Source organism: Ramlibacter sp. GCM10027632 (genome assembly GCF_042675325.1).
Lineage (GTDB): Bacteria > Pseudomonadota > Gammaproteobacteria > Burkholderiales > Burkholderiaceae_C > Ramlibacter.
The window spans coordinates 194,621-214,477 of the sequence record NZ_JBHTGW010000003.1; the positions used below are offsets into that span (position 1 = coordinate 194,621).

The following is a 19,857-nucleotide window of genomic DNA, read 5'->3' on the forward strand; positions in this document are numbered from 1 at the left end:
GCCTTGCGTCCGAGAACCTTGCATGAACGATCAACGAGTCCTCGTCACCGCCGGCGCCGCCGGCATCGGCCGCGCCATCGTGCGGGCCTTCCGGGCCGCCGGCGCGCGCGTCCACGCCTGCGACATCGACGCCGCCGCCCTCGCCGACCTGCGCCGCGAATGCCCGGGCGTGACCACCTCCGAGTGCGACATCGGCCAGCGCGCCGCCGTCGAGCGCATGGTCGCCGACGCGGTGGAGGCCCTGGGCGGGCTGGACGTGCTGGTGAACAACGCCGGCATCGCCGGCCCCACCGCGCCGGTCGAGGCCCTGGACCCCGACGCCTGGGAGGCCGTGATGCAGGTCAACCTGAACGGCACCTTCTACGTCACGCGGTCGGCCATCCCCCACCTCAAGGCCTCCGGCGACGGCGTGATCCTGGTGCTGTCCTCGCTCGCCGGCCGCTTCGGCTACCCGAACCGCAGCCCCTATGCCGCCTCCAAGTGGGGCCTGATCGGCCTGACCAAGACGCTCTCGCGCGAGCTGGGCGAGTTCGGCATCCGCGCCAACGCCCTGCTCCCGGGCGCGGTCGAGGGCCCGCGGATCGAGCGCGTCCTGGAAGGCCGGGCCGCCCACAGCGGCCGCAGCCTGGCGGAGGAACGCGCCGCCGCCTTCGCCAACCAGTCGATCAAGCGCTTCGTGCCGCCCGAGGAAATCGCCGCGATGGCGCTGTTCCTGGCCTCGGACGCGGCGCGCTCCATCTCGGGCCAGATCATCCCCATCGACGGCGACTCGCAGAGCGCCTCCTGACCCGGCCTCCGGTACGATATTGCACTGCAGCAATATCGCCCGGAGAACCCCTTGAACGTCGACGAGTGCTACGAGGAGCTCGGTCTCGCGCCTGACGCCAGCGACGAGCAGGTCAAGGCGGCATGGCGGCGGCTGGCCGCGCGCTGGCACCCGGACCGCAACGACAGCCCGCAGGCCCTGGCCCGGACCCAGCGGATCAACCGTGCCCTGGAGGAGATCCGCCGGGCGCGGGCCGAGGCCGCGGACGCGGCGCCTGCGCCGCCCGAGCCGGAGACGGTGGTGGAGCACGAGGTCGGCATCAGCCTCGAGGAAGTCGTCACCGGCTGCGTGCGCGAATTGCGCGGCGAGGTCCGGGAAGACTGCGCCGCCTGCGAGGGCAGCGGACTGCAGTCACCGCCGCCCGCCTGCGCCACCTGCGGCGGCACCGGCCAGGTCCGCCAGCACCTGTGGTTCGCGTGGATGCCGACCCAGGCCGAATGCGCCGACTGCGGCGGCCAGGGCACCACGCACGCCGCCTGCGCCTGCTGCGAGGGCAGCGGCCAGGCCCCGGCCCGCAAGTACCGGTGCCGCGCCGAGGTCCCGGCCGGTGCGCGCAGCGGCGACCGCTTCGAGCGGCTCGCCCAGGTGCAGGGCCCGCGGCACAGGCAGCCGGTGCGTCTGCGTCTTCGGGTGCGCGTGCTGCCCCACGACCTGTTCACCGCCGAGGCCGACGGCACCGTGCGCTGCGAGCTGCCGGTGGACGGCTTCGCCTGGACGGCGAACCGCTGGATCGACGTTCCCACGCCCCATGGCCTGCGGCAGATGCGCCTGCAGCGCGGATCCCTCAGCTACCGCATCAAGGGCGCGGGCCTGCCGGTCACGGCGGGTGCGCCGGCCGGGGATTGCATCGTCACCGTGGTGCCGGAGTTCCCCGACGAACTGGACGCCAAGCAGGAAGCCGCCATCGACAAGCTGGTCGCCGCCAATACCGGCAAGCCCGGCACGCCGGCGGGAGACCGCATGGCGGCATGGCACCGGCGGGTGAAGGCCTGGGCGGCGAAGCAGGACTGAAGAGGCGGCCGGGCCTTCGCGGACTCAGTCGTCCTGCCCCGCGTCCAGCCCGGGGAACAGCACCTCGGTGAAGCCGAACCGGCGGAAGTCCCTCACCCGCATCGGGTACAGCACCCCCAGCAGGTGGTCGCACTCATGCTGCACCACCCGGGCGTGGAAGCCCTCCACCGTGCGGTCGATCGGGTCGCCAAAGAGGTCGAAGCCGGTGTAGCGAATGCGCTTCCAGCGGGGCACCACGCCGCGCAGGCCGGGCACGGAGAGGCAGCCTTCCCAGCCCTCTTCCTCCTCGTCGCCGACCGGGGTGATGACCGGATTGACCAGCACCGTGCGGGGCACCACCGGCGCCTCGGGGTAGCGCGGGTTCGGCGCGTCGGTGCCGAAGATCACCACCTGCAGGTCGACGCCGATCTGGGGCGCGGCCAGGCCGGCGCCGCTGGCGGCGGCCATGGTGTCGACCATGTCCAGCACCAGCAGGTGCAGGGCGTCGGTGTCGAACCCCGTCACCGGCTGCGCCACGCGCAGCAGGCGGGGGTCGCCCATCTTCAGGATCTCGCGAACGGCCATCTCTAACCTCTCAGTTGTCCAACTGCGCCCGGATTTGGGGCTGCGGCATCACGTGCCCTGCGGGCCAATGCCAGCCTTCGCCGACAGCAGGGCCTCAACTTGTCAGCTGGGACCACACCTTTTCCAGACGCTTCACGCTCACCGGCTGCGGCGTGCGCAGCTCCTGCGCGAAGAAGCTCACGCGCAGCTCCTCCAGCAGCCAGCGGAATTCCTGCATGCGGTCGTCCACCGCGCCCTTGCGCTCGGCGACCAGGCGCCAGTAACGCTGCTCCTGCGGCTTCAGCTCGGTCAGCCGGGCGGCGTCACGCGCCGGGTCCGCGCGCCACTTGTCCAGGCGCAGGACGATGGCCTTGAGGTAGCGAGGCAGGTGCTGCAGCGAGGCCCAGGGCGTGTCGTGCAGGAACCGCTTGCCCACCAGGCGCTGCAGCTGCTGCGTGGCGTCCTGCGTGGCCTCGGGCGCGCTCTTGGTGTCCTTGATCTTGCGCAGGGCGGCGGCGTACTCGGCCAGGATGGTGCCGGCCAGGCGCGCCACCTCGTTGGCGATCAGGGTGAGGCGGCCGCGGCCCTCCTCCACCCGGCGCCTGAAGGCGGCCTCGTCGGCCGGCAGCGGCTCGAGCAGGAAGGCGCGGTCCAGCGCGAGGTCGATCACCTGCGCGCGCAGCTCTTCGACCGTGCCCAGGGACATGTAGGCCACGCCCATCTTCTGCAGGTCGGGAATGTTCTTCTCGAGGTACTTCAGCGCGTCGCGGATCTGGAGCGCGAAGAGCCGGCGCAGGCCGGCCCGGTGCTTCGCGGCGGCGACCTCGGGCTCGTCGAAGACCTCCAGCGTCACCGCGTCGCCCTGGTCCACCAGCGCGGGGAAGCCCACCAGGCTGGTGCCGCCCTTGCGGATCTCCATCAGCTCCGGCAGCTCGCCGAAGGTCCAGGCGGTGTAGCGCTGGGTCGCGTCGTGGGCCGGCGCGGCAGGCGCGGCGGCCCGGGCGGCGGCCACCCGCTCGGCGCGCACCGGCGACGGCGCGGCCACCGCCACCGGCTCGCCCGTGGGGGCGGCGGCCGGCGCCTTGAGCGAGGCCAGCGCCTGGAAGGCGCCGCGCGCCTTGGCGCCCCACTCGGCCTTCAGCGCGCCGAGGTTGCGCCCCATCCCGAGCTGGCGGCCATGTTCGTCCGTCACCCGCAGGTTCATGAACAGGTGGGCCGGCACCATGTCCAGCTTGAAGTCGGTGCGCTTCACGTCGAGGCTGGTGGCGTCGCGCACCTTCTTCAGGAGCACGTCGGTCAGTGCGCCGTGGCCGAACACCTCGGGCCGGCACAGTTCCTCGGCCAGCCGGGCGGCCGACTCGGGCAGCGGCACGAAGCGCGCCCGCGGCTTCTGCGGCAGCGACTTGAGCAGGGCCTGGACCTTGTCCTTCAGCATGCCCGGCACCAGCCACTCGCAGCGCTCCTCGCTGACCTGGTTCAGGACGAACAGGGGCACGGTGACGGTGAGGCCGTCGCGCGCGTCGCCCGGCTCGTGCAGGAAGGCGGTGGCGCAGTCCACGCCGCCCAGGCGGATCGTCTTGGGGAAGGCCTGGGTGGTGATGCCCGCGGCCTCGTGCCGCATCAGCTCGTCGCGCGTGAGCTTCAGCAGCTGCGGGTTCTTGCGGCTCTCGGTGCGGTACCAGCCCTCGAAGGTGCGGCCGTTGAAGACATCGGCCGGCAGCTGCTGGTCGTAGAAGGCGAAGATCAGCTCGTCGTCCACCAGCACGTCCTGGCGGCGCGACTTGTGCTCCAGCTCCTCGACCTGCTTCACCAGCTTGCGGTTGGCGGCCAGGAACGGCAGGTTCGTGTCCCACTGGCCCTCGACCAGGCCCTCGCGGATGAAGATCTCGCGCGCGCCGGCCTGGTCCACCCGGGCGAAGGGCGTGCGGCGGCCGCTGTAGATCACCAGGCCATACAGCGTGGCGCGCTCCAGCGCCACCACCTCGGCCTGCTTCTTCTCCCAGTGCGGGTCCAGCAGCTGCTTCTTCAGCAGGTGGCCGGCCACCTCCTCGATCCACTGCGGCTCGATGTTGGCGATGCCGCGGCCGAACAGGCGGGTGGTCTCCACCAGCTCCGCGACCACGATCCAGCGGCCGGGACGCTTCTTCAGGTGCGCTCCCGGATGGCGGTGGAACTTGATGCCGCGCGCGCCCAGGTACTCCGAGGAGGACGCGCCCGGGGTACCGGCGCGCGCGCCGGTGGCCGGGTTGTTGCCGCCGTCCTCCATCTTCCAGCCGATGTTCCCGAGCAGGCCGGCCAGCATGGACTTGTGGATCGCCTCGTAGTCGGCGGGCTGGGTGTTGACCCGCCACTTGTGCTCGGTCACCACCGTGAGCAGCTGGCTGTGGATGTCGCGCCACTCGCGCACCCGGCGGATGTTGATGAAGTTCTGCCGCAGCAGCTGCTCGTACTGGCGGTTGGACAGCTTGTGCGTGTCCCCATGGCCGCCGCGGGCCTCGTGGATCCAGCGCCAGAGGTTCACGTAGCCGGAGAACTCGCTCTTCTCGTCGTCGAACTTGGCATGCTGCTGGTCGGCCTGGGCCTGCGCCTCCAGGGGGCGGTCGCGCACGTCCTGCACGGACAGGGCCGAGGCCACCACCAGCACCTCGTCGAGCGCGCCGCGCTCGCGGGCCTCCAGGATCATGCGGCCCACGCGCGGGTCCAGCGGCAGGCGGGCGAGCTCGCGGCCCATGGGGGTGAGCTCGTTGGCCTCGTCCACCGCGCCCAGCTCGCCCAGGAGCTGGTAGCCGTCGGTGATCGCCCGGCGCTGCGGCGCCTCGAGGAAGGGGAAGTCCTCCACATTGCCCAGGCCCAGCGACTTCATGCGCAGGATCACCCCGGCCAGCGAGGAGCGCAGGATCTCCGGGTCGGTGAAGCGCGGGCGGGCGGCGAAGTCCTTCTCGTCGTAGAGGCGGATGCAGATGCCGTTGGCCACGCGGCCGCAGCGGCCGGCGCGCTGGTTGGCGGCCGCCTGGCTGATCGGCTCCACCAGCAGCTGTTCGACCTTGCTGCGGAAGCTGTATCGCTTGACCCGCGCCGTGCCGGCGTCGATCACGTAGCGGATGCCGGGCACGGTGAGCGAGGTCTCGGCCACGTTGGTGGCCAGCACGATGCGCCGGCCGGTGTGGCTGTCGAAGATGCGGTCCTGCTCGGCCTGCGACAGGCGCGAGAACAGCGGCAGCACCTCGGCGCCGCGCGTGAGCGGGCTGTGCGAGAGGTGGCCGCGCAGGTGGTCCGCCGCCTCGCGGATCTCGCGCTCGCCGGGCAGGAAGACCAGGATGTCCCCGCCCGCGTGCCCCGTCCACAGCTCGTCCACCGCCTCGGCGATGGCCTCGTTCAGCCCGCGCTCGCGGGTCTCCTCGAAGGGCCGCCAGCGCTGTTCCACCGGGAAGGTGCGGCCCGAGACGTAGATCACCGGCGCCGGGCCCTTGGCCGAGGCGAAATGCTGGGCGAAGCGCTCGGCGTCGATGGTGGCCGAGGTGACCACGATCTTCAGGTCGGGCCGGCGCGGCAGGATCTGCTTGAGGTAGCCGAGGAGGAAGTCGATGTTGAGGCTGCGTTCATGCGCCTCGTCGATGATCAGGGTGTCGTAGGCCTTGAGCAGCGGGTCGGTCTGGGTCTCGGCCAGCAGGATGCCGTCGGTCATCAGCTTGACCGAGGCGTCGCGCGAGAGCCGGTCCTGGAAGCGGACCTTGTAGCCCACCACCTCGCCGAGCGGCGTCTCGAGTTCCTCGGCGATGCGCTTGGCCACGCTGGAGGCTGCGATCCGCCGCGGCTGGGTGTGGCCGATGAACTGCCCGCGCTGGCCGGGGGCTGCGTTCAGGCGGCCGCGCCCCAGGGCCAGGGCGATCTTGGGCAGCTGGGTCGTCTTGCCCGAGCCGGTCTCGCCGCAGACGATGACCACCTGGTGCGCCGACACGGCGGCCATGATCTCCTCGCGCTTGGCGGAGACCGGCAGGGATTCGGGGAAGGTGATGCGAAGCGGGGACGACAAGGCGGCTCGGGGGTGCAGGCAGGGCGCGCCATTATCCCAGCGCCCCGCGGGCGCTCCCGGGCCCTTCCCGTACACTTTCCCGCTGATCCCACCCACCGCAGCGATGTCCACCGTCTTCAACTTCACCTTCGTGCCCTGGTTCCGCTCGGTGGCGCCCTACATCCACATGCACCGGGGCAAGACTTTCGTGGTCGGCCTGGCGGGCGAGGCCATCGCCGCCGGCAAGCTGCAGCACATCGCCCAGGACCTGGCGCTCATTCAGAGCATGGGCGTGAAGGTGGTCCTGGTGCACGGCTTCCGTCCCCAGGTGAACGAGCAGCTGCGGCTCAAGGGCCACCCGGCCAAGTACTCGCACGGCCTGCGCATCACCGACGAGGTGGCCCTCGACTGCGCCCAGGAAGCCGCCGGCCAGCTGCGCTACGAGATCGAGGCCGCCTTCTCGCAGGGCCTGCCCAACACCCCCATGGCCGGCTCCACGGTCCGCGTGATCTCCGGCAACTTCATCACCGCCCGCCCGGTGGGCATCGTCGACGGCGTGGACTTCCAGCATTCCGGCCTGGTGCGCAAGGTCGACGTCGCCGGCATCAGCCGCACCCTCGACGCCGGCAGCATGGTGCTGCTCTCCCCCTTCGGCTTCTCGCCCACCGGCGAGGCCTTCAACCTCACCATGGAGGAGGTCGCGACCAGCGTGGCCACCGCGCTGCAGGCGGACAAGCTGATCTTCCTGTCCGAGGTGCCCGGCATCCGCATGAAGCCCGGCGAGCCCGAGTCCGAGGACAACCCGATCGACACCGAGCTGCCCCTGGCCACCGCCGAACAGATCCTGGCGCGCGTGCCCGAAGCGCAGCAGCCCACCGACATCGCCTTCTACCTGCAGCACTGCGTGAAGGCCTGCAAGGCCGGCGTGGAACGCAGCCACATCATCCCCTTCGCGGTGGACGGCTCGCTGCTGCTGGAGGTCTACGTGCACGACGGCATCGGCACCATGGTGATCGACGAGAAGCTCGAGGAGCTGCGCGAGGCCACGCCCGACGACGTCGGCGGCATCCTGCAGCTGATCGAGCCCTTCGAGCGCGATGGCACCCTGGTCAAGCGAAGCCGCACCGAGATCGAGCGCGACGTCGCCAACTACACCATCATCGAGCACGACGGCGTGATCTTCGCCTGCGCCGCGCTCTATCCCTACCCCGAGGCCCGCACCGCCGAGATGGCGGCGCTCACCGTCTCGCCCCAGAGCCAGGGCCAGGGCGACGGCGAGAAGATCCTCAAGCGCGTCGAGCAGCGCGCCCGGGCCATGGGCCTGGACAGCATCTTCGTGCTGACCACGCGCACCATGCACTGGTTCCTGCGCCGCGGCTTCGTGCAGGTCGACCCCGACTGGCTGCCCGAGGCGCGCAAGCGCAAGTACAACTGGGACCGCCGCAGCATGGTGTTCGTGAAAAAGCTGTCCTGACGGCAACGTCTTACAGACAGCGCGCGGGGGCCAGCCCATCATGCGGCCCGGAGGTGGCCCCATGGAGACCCTGCACGCGCGCGAAGTGCGCATTCCCCTGGCCGAAGGCACCCTGCTCGGCGACCTGTGCCTGCCCCCCGGCGCCCATGCCGCGGTGGTCTTCGTCGACGGCCACGGCCTGGGCCGCCACGCCCCCGAGGACCGGGCGGTGGCCCGGCACCTGGCCGGCCACGGCATCGGCAGCCTGATGCTGGACCTCCTCACCTGCAGCGAGCAGCAGGCGCCGCCCCACCCCGGCCACCACGGCCCCGACCTTCCCCGCCTGACCCACCGCATCCTCGAGGCCATCACCTGGCTCGCCGCCGACCCGGCCCTCCAGGGCACCACCCTGGCCCTGTGCGGCCTGGGCGCGGGCAGCGCCGCCGCCCTGATCGCCGCCGGCCGGCTCGGCACCCAGGTGGGCGCGGTGGTCGCCCTGGGCGGGCGGGCCGACCAGGCCGGGCCCTCGGCCCTGGCCTCGATCCGCGCGCCCACCCTGCTGCTGGCGGGCAGCCGGGACGCCGAGGCCGTCGCCAGCCACGATGCCGCCTACCAGCACCTGCGCTGCGAGCGCAGCCTGGCGGTGGTCCCCGGCGGCGGCGCGCTGCTGGACCAGCCCGGCGTGCTGGCCCACGCCGCCGAGATGGCGGCCGACTGGTTCGCCGCCCACCTGCCGGCCCTGGCGGAGGCGGGATGACCCCGGCGGGCCGGCGCCTGCCCTTCGCGGACCGCCGCGAGGCCGGCCGCGCGCTCGCCGCCGACCTGGCCTTCCTGCGGGACGCGCCCGGCCTGCTGGTGCTGGCCCTGCCGCGCGGCGGCGTGCCGGTGGCCTGGGAGGTGGCGCGGGCGCTGCAGGCGCCGCTCGACGTCTTCGTGGTGCGCAAGATCGGCATGCCGGGCCATCCCGAGTACGCGCTGGGCGCCATCGCCAGCGGCGGCCTGCAGGTGCTGGATTCCCTGCCGGCCGGGGCGGCGCAGCGCGCCCGGGTCGAGGCCGTGATCCGCGAGGAGACCGCGGAGCTCGCGCGCCGCGAGCGCGCCTACCGCGGCGGCCGGCCGCCGCTGGAGGTGGCGGGCCGCACCGTGGTCCTGGTCGACGACGGCGTGGCCACCGGCGCCTCGCTCGAGGTGGCGGCGCGCGCCGTGCGCCAGCTGGCCCCGCGCGAGCTGGTGGTCGCCGCGCCGCTGGCCTCGGCCGCCGCGGCGCGGCGGCTCGCGCCCTGGGCGGACCGGGCGGTGTTCAGCGCCACCCCGGAGCCCTTCGACGCGGTGAGCCGCTTCTACCGCGAATTCCCGCAGTGCGAGGACGACGAGGTCCGCGCCCTGCTGGCCGAGGCCCCGCGACCGGCGCCCCGGCCCTGAGGCCGCGACGCGAGGGGCCGCCATGAACGCGCCGCGCCTGCGCCCCCCCGAGGCCGACCTGCCCGATGCGATCGCGCCCCATGCGCGCCCCCTGGCGCGGCCCGCCGACGAGGACGCCCTGCTCGATTTCATCGCCCAGGGGCGCATCGTGCTGCTCGGGGAGGCCACGCACGGCACGCACGAGTTCTACGCGCTGCGCGCGGCGCTGACCCGGCGGCTCATCGTCGAACACGGCTTCACGGCCGTCGTCGCGGAGGCGGACTGGCCCGACGCCTGGCGCGTCAACCGCTACGTGCGCGGCGTGAGCGAGGACGGCGACGCCGCCGAGGCGCTCGCCGGCTTCGAGCGATTCCCGGCCTGGATGTGGCGCAACACCGTGGTGCGGGAGTTCGTCGAATGGCTGCACCTGCACAACGCCACCCACCCGCACCGGCAGCAGGCCGGCTTCTACGGCATGGACCTGTACAGCCTGCACCGCTCGATCCAGGCGGTGCTGGCCTACCTGGACCGCACCGACCCCGAGGCCGCCCGGCGCGCCCGTGCGCGCTATGCCTGCTTCGACCACCAGGGCGGCGACTCCGAGGCCTACGGCTATGGCGCCAGCATCGGGCTGCGCCCGAGCTGCGAGGACGAGGTGGTCGACCAGCTGCGCGAGTTGAACCGGCACCTGGCCGCCCACGGGTACGGGGCCTCCGCGGCCCGCGAAGAGGCCTTCCACGCGCAGCAGAACGCCCGCCTGGTGCGCAATGCCGAGGCCTACTACCGCACCATGTTCCACCGCCGGGCCTCCTCCTGGAACCTGAGGGACAGCCACATGGCCGAGACCCTGCAGGCGGTGGAACGGCACCTGGCCACCGAGGGCGGGCCGTCGCCGCGCCTGGTGGTCTGGGCGCACAACTCGCACCTGGGCGATGCCCGGGCCACCCAGATGGGCCTGCAGGGCGAGTGGAACGTGGGGCAGCTGGCGCGCGAGCGCTGGGGCGCGGAGGTGATGTCGGTCGGCATGACCACCTTCTGCGGCACGGTGACGGCGGCCGCGGCCTGGGACGAGCCGGCCCACCGCCGGCGCGTGCGCGAGGGCCTGCCCGGGAGTTGCGAGGCCCTGGGCCACGAGACGGCCCACGTGCTGCGGGAGCCGCAGTTCTGGCTGCCGCTGCGGGGCCACCCGCCGCTCGAGGCGCTGCTGGACCACCGGCGGCTGCAGCGCGCCATCGGCGTCGTCTACCTCCCCAGCTCGGAGCGGGCCAGCCACTACTTCGACGCCCGGCTGCCGGCGCAATTCGACGCGCTGGTGCACATCGACCAGACCCGGGCGCTCGAGCCGCTCGAACCCGCGTCGGGCTGGGTCTCGGGGACGGAGCCTCCGGAGACCTATCCGTCCGGGCTTTGACCCCGCCGGGACCCTCCCCGGCGTAACGCCGGCCCGGCGAAAAGCTGAACCATGCCTGACGCGCGGTTACGCAGCCGGGAACTGCCTGACCGGAGTCCACCATGACGATCCCTGCCCGCCCGGGTCCTGCCCACCTGTCCGCCGAGGACTTCCGCACCCGGGCGCCCCGGTCCGAGACCAAGAGCGGGCCGCAGGCGACTTACGACACCGTCCTGGGCCAGCGGACCGCGCCCCCGGCAGGTTCGCCCCGGCCGGCTCGCCCCGCCGGGGACCCGGGCGGCAACGCGGCGAGGGCCCCGTTGCGCAATCGGCCCGTCGCTGTGCACCCGTCCACCGCGCGCGACGCCGCGCAGACCAGGGCGGCCGCGATCGTGTCAGAGCAGTTGAGGCTGGTCTGCACCCTCGCGGCCTGGGCCCCGGCCGCGACCGCCGCACTCGCGGGGCACCTGCGGGAAGCACTGGGGACGCGGCGCCCCGGTGGCGACGGCGAGGCCGTGGCTGCGGGACGCGCGGTCCTCACGCTGGCCGAGGTGGCCGGCCATCTCGCCAAGGCGCCCGATCCCCAGCTGGCCGCCGCCCTGCTCATGCAGGCTGCCGGCGATGCCCCGCCCGCCCGGCAGGCGGCCGCCCGGGCGATGCGCGAAGCCCTGGTCGCCCTTCCCCCTGGAGAGCGCAAGGACCCGGCCGGCCACCTGAAGGCTCTGGAAATGCTGGCGCTCGAGGCCACGGGATTGAACGCGACGCGCTGCGTCGCCCTGGCGCCCCGCTGCCGGAGCATCGTCCAGGAGCTCGCGCTGCTGTGCGCCATGCCCGCCTGGAGCGCCCCGGAGTCGCGCCATGTCGGCGAGCTGCTGCGGCAGGCGCGTGCCGACCGGGCCGCCGCCCCGGCCTCGGCCCTCTCGGACGACGAGCTGGCCGGGCTCATCACGCTCGCCCCGTCGCGCCTGGCCGCGGCAGAAGCCTTCCTGGCCCCGCACCTCGGCGCGCCGGAGGCCCTGTGCGGCGCGGCCCAGGCCCTGCGCCGCGCCGGCGTCCCGCTGGAAGATCCCGAGACGCTTGCAGCCGTCATCGGCCGCCTGGAGGCGCGCGTGCCCCGCGACCCGAATGCCTGGCGCGCCGGTCTGGCCCGCCTGTTCCTCGACCTCGGTGACGACGGGGCCCTGCGCCAGGCGATGGCTCCGCGCGACGCGACCGACAAGCCGGAGGCCTGCCTCCGCCAGCTGCCGGCCACGGCAGGGGCCGGCGTGCTGGCGGACATCGTCACCCGGCTGGCCGGGTTCCTGGACTTCACCTCGCTGGAGCCTGCGCTCAGCCTGCTGGACCGGGAAAGCCCGGGCCGGGAGCCGCCGCCGCCGGAGGCCCTGGCGCCCTTCATCGACCGGCTGCTGCGCGTCCCGGTCTACGACGCACGGCGCCCCCTGCTCGCAGCCGACGAGCCGCAGGCGACCCCGGACGTCGCCTTGCTGGCCACGCGGCTGATGGAGTTCACGCTGCGCCAGCCCGGCGCGCAGGCCGCGGTGCAGGCCCTGCTGGCGCGGTTCACCGCCGCCCTGCCCGGCCTGCCGCCCGAGCGGGCGCGGACCATCGCCGAGCGCTTCGCTGCGGCGCTGTCCAGCCGCCAGAGGGACGACTTGCGCGCGACGCTCAAGGACCCGTCCCCACCGGTAGCGGAATTCGATCCCGGCGCGGCCCTGGATGCCCTGTGCGACGGCCTCATCGGGCAGGCCGCCCGGGCCGGCCAGCCCGCGCTGCGCGCCGCCCTCGAAGGCCTCCAGACCGGGATGGCCACGGGGAACCTGGACTCCCAGGACCGGGGGGCGGTGGGCCAGGAGGATCCGAAGGCGTTCCTTGACGGACGCCTCCCCGGCGACGTGCTGCGCCGCCACGACCTGCGGCTGCTCGACGCGCTGGCGGCGCTGCCGCCCGGCGCCGCGCCGCCCTTCACCCACGCCGCCGTCCTGCAGTCGCTCGCCACGTCCGTCGTCCAGTACTGGCCGGCGCAGACCCGGCTCGCCTACATCGAGCCGACGCTGGCGCGTTGCGAGGCCCTGCTGGCGCATGTCCGGGAGATGGGCCACCGGCTGCCGCCGCACGAAGTCGCCGCCATGGTGGCCGCCGTCGGCCGGGCCTACGCCGACGACGCCAGCCCGCAGGTCTCGGGTGAGCGCCCGGCCGCACGGCTGCGGGCGCTGCAGGACGCCACCGCCGGGCTGGTGGACGGCGCGCCCGCCCTGGCCAAGGCCTTCGAGCAGGGCTGGGCCCTGGCCCGCGATGCCGGCGCGATGGCGGCAATGACGCCAACGGCGCTGGGCCGACCTCCCGGCGGACTGGACGACGAACCCGCCGGCGAGCCGGCACCTGGCCCGCAGCCCGGCGACGCCCTGGGAGAAGCCTGGATCCGCCTGGCCTTCGGCGTGAAGCCGAAGAACCTGCCCGGCGTGGAGGCCACGTTCAGGAACCTGGCGGCGCTGCCCGAACCCCTGGCCTCGCCGGCGCTCAAGGCCGAACTGGCCGGCGCGCTGTTCGCCGCGGTGCCCGCCGATTGGGGCAGCGTCGACCTGCAGGATGTCCACCGCCTCGCGCTGGACGCCTTCGTGTCCTCGCAGGTGACGCCCGCCGCGGGCGGGCCGCAGGGTCGGGACGCCCTGCATGAACTTCACATGCTGCAAGACATCCACAACCTGGCCGACGAGCGCTTCGCCGCCACGCGCCTCCAGAAGGGAACGCAGCAACTGGCACCCGACGAGGAGGGGCCCGAGCCCGCGCTGCGGGCGGTGGCGGCGTTCGAGGCAATGCGCGGGCAGCTGCTGGACACCTTGACGCGGCATCCTGCCTTGACACCCGCCCTGGCGCCGCTGGCCGGGCGCCTGGCCAAGAGCGCGGAGGCCCTGAGGACCGCGATGGGGCAGCCGGGCGTCGAGCCGACCCTGCCCGCCTACCAGCGGCAGGCGCCCGTCAGGACGCAGACCGCGGGCATGGCCCCTGCGCCGGCGCCCACGGAGGACGACCTGCGCACCCTGGAGGTGGGCGACCTGGTGGCCTGGATGAAGCAATACCGCGTCACGCCGGGCGACGCAATCACCAGGGACCTGCGCGCGGTCGCCCGCCTGGCCGGCCGGGACCCCTGGGTCCGCTCCCGCCTGCTGGCGGCCCTGGACGAGGCCCACCGCCAGCTGCCGGACGCCCTGCTGCAGGACCTCGCGTGCGGGCTCGTCCACGGGACGGCCGAGCCACCGAACCTTTCCGGCGATGGCGCGCGTGACCAAGCCCTCGAGGCAATGGCAGCGCTGGCGCAGCGCCCGCTGCCGACCCCGGTGGCCCAGGCCGTGCTGAGGAGCCTGCTGCCCCGCCTCGGCCCGCGCCCCGTGAGCGACCGTCCGTACTACGACGCACTCACGCGGTTGGTGGCCGCGCAGATGCGGAATGCGGAACCTGGGAGGGGTCGCGCCCTGCTGAAACCCTTCCAGGACGTCCTGGCGCGTTTCAAGGAGCCGGGCGAGCGCGACACCCTGCGCGACCTGATCCGGATCGCCCTCCGCCGGGACGCTCGGGTGAACCCGAACCTCCGCCGGGAGGCCATCGAAGCCCTGGCCGGAAAGGACGGCAAGTCCTGGCCGGATGCAGCCCCGGGCTAGGGTGTGTCATCGGATTCCCCGGGCCCGCGCTCCTGCGGTGGCGGGATGGGGCGCAAGGCGCAAAACCCAGGGTAAGGCTGTACGCCTTGCCCGGTTTTGCAACGCAGCGCACCGCCCGCCAAGGCAGGAGCCCTTCGGGTTGGGGCGAAATCGGGCGTCTTGCACGCCTCGTCGCTTGCATGGGCATCAGCCCATGCCGCGCTCCGTCGGTGCGCAATCCATCCCGATTGCGCCCCAACGCGGGCCCGGGGAATTCGATGACACACCCTAGGCGCGCCGGCCGCCGCGCCGAACCACCACCGCCACCAGCGCGATGGCGAAGGCCACGAACCACGCGAACGACCAGTTCGCGATGGTGCCGCCCAGGAAGGTCCAGTCGATCGCGGAGCAGTCGCCGCTGCCGCGGAAGATCATCGGGATGGAGCGGCTGATCGGGAAGTTCTCGATCATCCCGTAGAAGTCGCGCCCGCAGGAGGCGATCTCGGGCGGGTACCACTGCAGCCAGCTTTGCCGCGCCGCGGTGAAGGCGCCGCCGCCGGCGAACAGCAAGGCCACCGCGCTGCCCGCCACCTGCACGCCGCGCGAGCGAGAGAGCGCGGTGAGGCCGCACACCACGCCCACGCCGATCATGGCGTAGCGCTGCACGATGCACATGGGGCAAGGCTCCAGGCCCACCACGTGCTGCAGGTACAGCCCGAAGGCGAGCAGCGCGACGCAGGCGATGGCGATGGCGGCGAGGACGGTGCGCGGGGCGGCGAGGAAGCGGTCGATCAGGGAGAACATCAGGAGGGAGTCACTCGGTGGGAAACGGGACCATTGTGATCCGGATGTTCAGCCGGAAGTTCAAATGCCCGCGCCCGGCTGCACGAACACGCGCGCGCGCCGCGGCGTGACCAGCAGGGTCTCGCCTTCCTGGAGGCCCTGTTCGCGGAATTGCTGCGCGGGGATCTGCGCCTCGATCACGCGATCGCCGCCGTCCACCGGCACCAGCTCCAGGCGGGCGATGGGGCCGACCACGATGGCGCGGTCCAGGCGGGCCACGATGCCGCGGCTGCGACCCTGGTCATCCTGACCGGCGCCCTGGACATAGCGCACCACGTCCAGGTCGTGCGGACGCACGTAGGCCAGCGCCTTGGCGTCCTCGGCGTCGGCATGCTCGGGAGCGGCCAGCTGCAGGCCCTCCAGGTGCACCTCGCCCTGGTGGGCGCGGCCATGGAACATGTTCACGTCGCCCAGGAAGCCGTAGACGAAGGGGCTGGCCGGGTGGTCCCAGACCTCCTGCGGCGAGCCGACCTGTTCGACCTTGCCGGCGTTCATCAGCACCACGCGGTCGGCCACCTCGAGGGCCTCCTCCTGGTCGTGCGTCACGAAGATGCTGGTCACATGGAGTTCGTCATGCAGGCGGCGCAGCCAGCGGCGCAGCTCCTTGCGCACCTTGGCATCGAGGGCGCCGAAGGGCTCGTCGAGCAGCAGCACCTTGGGCTCCACCGCCAGGGCGCGGGCCAGCGCGATGCGCTGGCGCTGGCCGCCCGAGAGCTGCGAGGGGAAGCGGTCGGCCAGCCAATCGAGCTGCACCAGCTTCAGCAGCTCCATCACCTTGGCCTTGATCTGCGCCTCGCTGGGGCGCAGGTGGCGCGGCTTGACGCGCAGGCCGAAGGCCACGTTCTCGAACACCGACATGTGCCGGAACAGCGCGTAGTGCTGGAACACGAAGCCGACCTGGCGATCGCGCACGTGCACGTCGGTGGTGTCCTCGCCGGAGAACAGGATGCTGCCCTGCCCCGCCGACTCCAGGCCCGCGATGATGCGAAGCAGCGTGGTCTTGCCGCAGCCCGAGGGGCCCAGCAGGGCGACCAGCTCGCCGGAGTCGATGTGGAGGGAGACGTCGCGCAGGGCGTGGAAGTCGCCGAATTGCTTGCTGACGTTGCGGATCTCGATACTCATTGGGCCCCCACGCTCGTCATTTCATGTACATCGCTGCCCCCCGAGGGGGTGCGAACTTGCTTGAGGCGGCTCTGCGCTGCGTTCATGCTGCTTCCTGCGTCAGGACGGGCCGCTCCGGCGGCAGTTCCGCCGCGGCCTTCATTTCTCGTTCATGCTTCCACTCGGCCACCGACTTGATCACCAGGGTGACCACGGCCAGCAGGGCGAGCAGGGAGGCCACGGCGAAGGCCGCGACCGACTGGTACTCGTTGTAGAGGATCTCCACGTGCAGCGGCATGGTGTTGGTCTGCCCGCGGATATGGCCGGAGACCACCGACACCGCGCCGAACTCGCCCATGGCGCGCGCGTTGCACAGGATGACGCCGTAGATCAGGCCCCACTTGATGTTGGGGAGCGTCACATGCCAGAAGGTCTGCCAGCCCGAGGCGCCCAGCACGATCGCGGCCTGCTCCTCGTCGTTGCCCTGCGCCTGCATCAGCGGGATCAGCTCGCGCGCGATGAAGGGGAAGGTCACGAAGACCGTGGCCAGCACGATGCCCGGCACCGCGAAGACGATCTTGATCCCCTGCGACTCCAGCCACGGCCCCAGCCAGCCCTGCGCGCCGAAGACCAGCATGTACATCAGGCCGGCGACGACGGGGGAGATGGAGAACGGCAGGTCGACCAGGGTGGTCAGGAAGGCCTTGCCCTTGAACTCGTACTTGGCGATGCACCAGGCCGCGGCGACGCCGAAGACCAGGTTCAGCGGCACCGAGATCGCGGCCGTGACCAGCGTGAGCTTGATCGCGGCCCAGGCATCGGGCTCGCGCAGGCCCTCGAGGTAGGCGCCGAAGCCCTTGCGCAGCGCCTCGGTGAAGACCGCCGCCAGCGGCAGCAGCAGGAACAGCGCGATGAAGACCAGCGCGACCCCGGTGAGCGTCCAGCGCACCCAGGCCGATTCGGTGGTGGTGATGTGCTTGCCCTGGCTCATGGTTGCCCCCACGCTTGGCACTTCGTGTCCTGCGCTGCCCCCCGAGGGGGCGCGAGCTTGCTTGGGGCGGCCCTGCGCTGCGCTCTCATGCGCCCCCCGAGCGTTTGCGCTGCCAGGACTGCAGCGAGTTGATCACGAGCAGCATCAGGAAGGACATGAGCAGCATGACCACGGCCACCGCGGTGGCGCCGGCGATGTCGTACTGCTCCAGCTTGCCGATGATGATCAGGGGCACGATTTCCGAGACCATGGGCATGTTGCCGGCGATGAAGATGACGGAGCCGTACTCGCCCAGCGCGCGGGCGAAGGCCATGGCGAAGCCGGTGAGCAGCGCCGGCGCGATGGCCGGGAAGATCACCTTGGCGAAGGTCTGCCAGCGGGTGGCGCCCAGCGACATGGCGGCCTCCTCGAGCTCGCGCTCGGTGTCCTCCAGCACGGGCTGCACGGTGCGCACCACGAAGGGCAGGCCGATGAAGATCAGCGCGATCACCACGCCGTTCGGGTTGAAGGCCAGCTGGATGCCGTGCGGCTCCAGGTACTGGCCCACCCACCCGTTGCCGGCGAGCAGCGCGGTCAGCGAGATGCCGGCCACCGCGGTGGGCAGCGCGAACGGCAGGTCCACCAGGGCGTCGACGATGCGCTTGCCCGGGAACGAGTAGCGCACCAGCACCCAGGCCACGAGCAGGCCGAAGACCACGTTCACCGCGGCGGCGAACAGCGAGGCGCCGAACGTGAGCTTGTAGGCCGCCATCACGCGCGGCGAGCTCACCGCCTCCCAGAACTGGGCGCCCGAGAGCGTGAGGCTCTTGAGGACCAGGGCCGCAAGGGGAATGAGGACGATCAGGCTCAGGTACACCAGCGTGTAGCCGAGCGTCAAATTGAAGCCGGGCAGCACCTTGCGGGTGCCGCCCGGCGTGGGCGTGGCGGCCATCGACTTACTTGACGGTGTAGATCTTGTCGAACTGGCCGCCGTCGTTGAAGTGCACCTTCTGGGCCTCGCTCAGGGAGCCGAACAGCTCCTGCACGGTGAACAGGGGGATCGGCTTGAAGGCCGACGCGTACTTCTTCAGGACCGCGGCGTTGCGCGGGCGGATGTTGTGCTTGGCGGCGATCTCCTGGCCTTCCTCGGAGTAGAGGAAGTCGAGGTAGGCCTTGGCCAGCTCGCCGGTGCCCTTCTTGGCCACGGTGCGCTCGACGATGGCGACCGGGTTCTCGGCGACGATGCTGATCGACGGGTAGACGATGTCCACCTTGTTGGCGCCGAACTCCTTGTCCACGGACACGACCTCGGACTCGAAGGTGATCAGCGCGTCGCCGATGTTGCGTTGCAGGAAGGCGGTGGTGGCGTCACGGCCGCCGCGGGCCAGCACCGGCACGTTCTTGAACAGCTTGCCGACGAACTCGGCGGCCTGGGCGTCGGAGCCGCCCTTCTTCTTGATGTAGCCCCAGGCGGCCAGGTAGGCGTAGCGGCCGTTGCCGCCGGTCTTCGGGTTGACGACCACGACCTTCACGTCGGGGCGGATCAGGTCTTCCCAGTCCTTGATGTTCTTCGGGTTGCCGTTGCGGGTCAGGAACAGCATCGTCGACGTGGTCGGCGCGGCGTTGTTCGGGAATTTCTTCGCCCAGTCCTTGGCGACCACGCCCTTTTCGGCGAGGAACTCGATGTCGGTGGTGGTGTTGAAGGTGACCACGTCGGCATCGAGGCCGTCGGCCACGGCGCGGGCCTGGGCGGAGGAGCCGCCATGGGCCTGGTCGACCTTCACGTCCTTGCCGGTGGCCTTCTTGTAGGCGGGGATGAAGGCGGTGTTGATGTCCTTGTAGAACTCGCGGGCCACGTCGTAGGAGACGTTCAGCAGGGTCTGCTGCGCGAAGGCGGCGCCGCTGGCGGCGAAGGCCAGGGCCGCGACGAGGGTCTTCAGTTGCTTCTTCATGGCGTTCTCTCTCTCTCGATATCACTTGTTCGGTTGCGGGGTCAGGCGCAGGTAGGGCTTGACGGTGCGGTAGCCCCTCGGGAAGCGCTGGGCGATCTCGGCCGGGTCCTGCAGGCTGGGGACGATGACCACGTCGTCGCCATCCTGCCAGTTCACCGGCGTGGCGACCTTGTGGTTGTCGGTCAGTTGCAGCGAGTCGATCACGCGCAGGACTTCGTCGAAGTTGCGGCCGGTGGACGCAGGATAGGTGAAGGTGGCGCGAATGACCTTCTTCGGGTCGATGATGAACACGCTGCGCACCGTGGCATTGGCCAGCGAGTTGGGGTGGATCATGTCATACAGCAGGGCCACCTTCCGGTCGGCGTCGGCCAGGATCGGGAAGTTGACGGTGGCGCCCTGCGTCTCGTTGATGTCCTTCACCCAGGCGCTGTGCGACTCCAGCGGGTCGATCGACAGGGCCAGCGCCTTCGCGCCGCGGCGGGCGAACTCGCCGGCCAGCGCCGCGGTCCTGCCCAGCTCGGTGGTGCACACGGGGGTGAAGTCGGCGGGGTGCGAGAACAGCACCACCCAGGAATCACCGGCCCACGGGTGGAAGTGGATGGGGCCTTCGGTCGAATCCTGGACGAAGTCCGGGGCGGTGTCGCCCAGTCGAAGCGTGGCCATTTCTTCCCTTTCGTATATCAAGACCCGGGATTGTGGCGATTTGGTTATGAAAGACCA

The 19,857-nt window shown here is 71.9% G+C and carries 15 protein-coding genes; 7 read left to right on the top strand and 8 right to left on the bottom strand.

What is annotated here, in order from left to right; translation table 11 throughout:
* Positions 1-22: 22 nt before the first annotated feature.
* On the top strand, positions 23-787 hold the full coding sequence (locus ACFQZY_RS06920) for an SDR family oxidoreductase (protein ID WP_377414308.1): 765 nt from the start codon (positions 23-25) through the stop codon (positions 785-787).
* Between the two features lie 51 nt (positions 788-838).
* Complete coding sequence (locus tag ACFQZY_RS06925) at positions 839-1,837, top strand: DnaJ C-terminal domain-containing protein (RefSeq protein WP_377414311.1); 999 nt, start codon at positions 839-841, stop codon at positions 1,835-1,837.
* A 24-nt stretch (positions 1,838-1,861) separates the two neighbouring features.
* Here ACFQZY_RS06925 and def read toward each other — a convergent pair whose 3' ends face one another.
* Entirely contained in the window at positions 1,862-2,401 is a 540-nt protein-coding gene (gene def / locus ACFQZY_RS06930; RefSeq protein WP_377414314.1) for a peptide deformylase, read from the bottom strand.
* A gap of 94 nt (positions 2,402-2,495) precedes the next feature.
* Positions 2,496-6,347 (bottom strand): ATP-dependent RNA helicase HrpA, encoded by a 3,852-nt coding sequence (hrpA, locus tag ACFQZY_RS06935; protein ID WP_377414553.1) that lies wholly within the window; start codon positions 6,345-6,347, stop codon positions 2,496-2,498.
* Between the two features lie 169 nt (positions 6,348-6,516).
* Between hrpA and argA the strand changes: the two genes are divergently transcribed.
* The 5 genes from argA (at position 6,517) to ACFQZY_RS06960 (ending at position 14,292) form a co-directional block, all read left to right on the top strand.
* A complete protein-coding gene (argA, locus tag ACFQZY_RS06940; protein ID WP_377414317.1) occupies positions 6,517-7,866 on the top strand; it encodes an amino-acid N-acetyltransferase in 1,350 nt (449 codons plus the stop codon).
* Positions 7,867-7,927: 61 nt separating this feature from the next.
* On the top strand, positions 7,928-8,602 hold the full coding sequence (locus tag ACFQZY_RS06945; protein WP_377414320.1) for a dienelactone hydrolase family protein: 675 nt from the start codon (positions 7,928-7,930) through the stop codon (positions 8,600-8,602).
* Positions 8,599-9,267: a phosphoribosyltransferase gene (locus ACFQZY_RS06950; RefSeq protein ID WP_377414322.1), complete on the top strand. Its 669-nt coding sequence runs from the start codon at positions 8,599-8,601 to the stop codon at positions 9,265-9,267. The genes ACFQZY_RS06945 and ACFQZY_RS06950 overlap by 4 nt, the downstream gene beginning before the upstream one ends.
* A gap of 22 nt (positions 9,268-9,289) precedes the next feature.
* Entirely contained in the window at positions 9,290-10,657 is a 1,368-nt protein-coding gene (locus ACFQZY_RS06955; protein ID WP_377414324.1) for an erythromycin esterase family protein, read from the top strand.
* Between the two features lie 101 nt (positions 10,658-10,758).
* Positions 10,759-14,292, top strand: a complete 3,534-nt coding sequence (locus ACFQZY_RS06960) for a hypothetical protein (RefSeq protein WP_377414326.1) — start codon at positions 10,759-10,761, stop codon at positions 14,290-14,292.
* 267 nt (positions 14,293-14,559) lie between these two features.
* Here ACFQZY_RS06960 and ACFQZY_RS06965 read toward each other — a convergent pair whose 3' ends face one another.
* The 6 genes from ACFQZY_RS06965 to ACFQZY_RS06990 all read right to left on the bottom strand — a co-directional run bounded on the left by ACFQZY_RS06965 (position 14,560) and on the right by ACFQZY_RS06990 (position 19,800).
* Positions 14,560-15,066 carry a disulfide bond formation protein B gene (locus tag ACFQZY_RS06965; protein ID WP_377414555.1) on the bottom strand — a complete coding sequence of 169 codons (507 nt, stop codon included), beginning with the start codon at positions 15,064-15,066 and terminating at the stop codon, positions 14,560-14,562.
* A 69-nt stretch (positions 15,067-15,135) separates the two neighbouring features.
* The gene (locus ACFQZY_RS06970) at positions 15,136-16,236 is read right to left on the bottom strand and encodes a sulfate/molybdate ABC transporter ATP-binding protein (protein WP_377414328.1); all 1,101 of its coding nucleotides are present in this window, start codon (positions 16,234-16,236) and stop codon (positions 15,136-15,138) included.
* Between the two features lie 82 nt (positions 16,237-16,318).
* Positions 16,319-17,206, bottom strand: coding sequence for a sulfate ABC transporter permease subunit CysW (gene cysW / locus ACFQZY_RS06975; protein WP_377414331.1), 888 nt, complete (start codon positions 17,204-17,206; stop codon positions 16,319-16,321).
* Positions 17,207-17,291: 85 nt separating this feature from the next.
* On the bottom strand, positions 17,292-18,137 hold the full coding sequence (gene cysT / locus ACFQZY_RS06980; RefSeq protein WP_377414334.1) for a sulfate ABC transporter permease subunit CysT: 846 nt from the start codon (positions 18,135-18,137) through the stop codon (positions 17,292-17,294).
* Positions 18,138-18,141: 4 nt separating this feature from the next.
* Positions 18,142-19,137 (bottom strand): sulfate ABC transporter substrate-binding protein, encoded by a 996-nt coding sequence (locus ACFQZY_RS06985; RefSeq protein WP_377414336.1) that lies wholly within the window; start codon positions 19,135-19,137, stop codon positions 18,142-18,144.
* 21 nt (positions 19,138-19,158) lie between these two features.
* On the bottom strand, positions 19,159-19,800 hold the full coding sequence (locus ACFQZY_RS06990; protein WP_377414338.1) for a peroxiredoxin: 642 nt from the start codon (positions 19,798-19,800) through the stop codon (positions 19,159-19,161).
* Positions 19,801-19,857 lie beyond the last annotated feature (57 nt).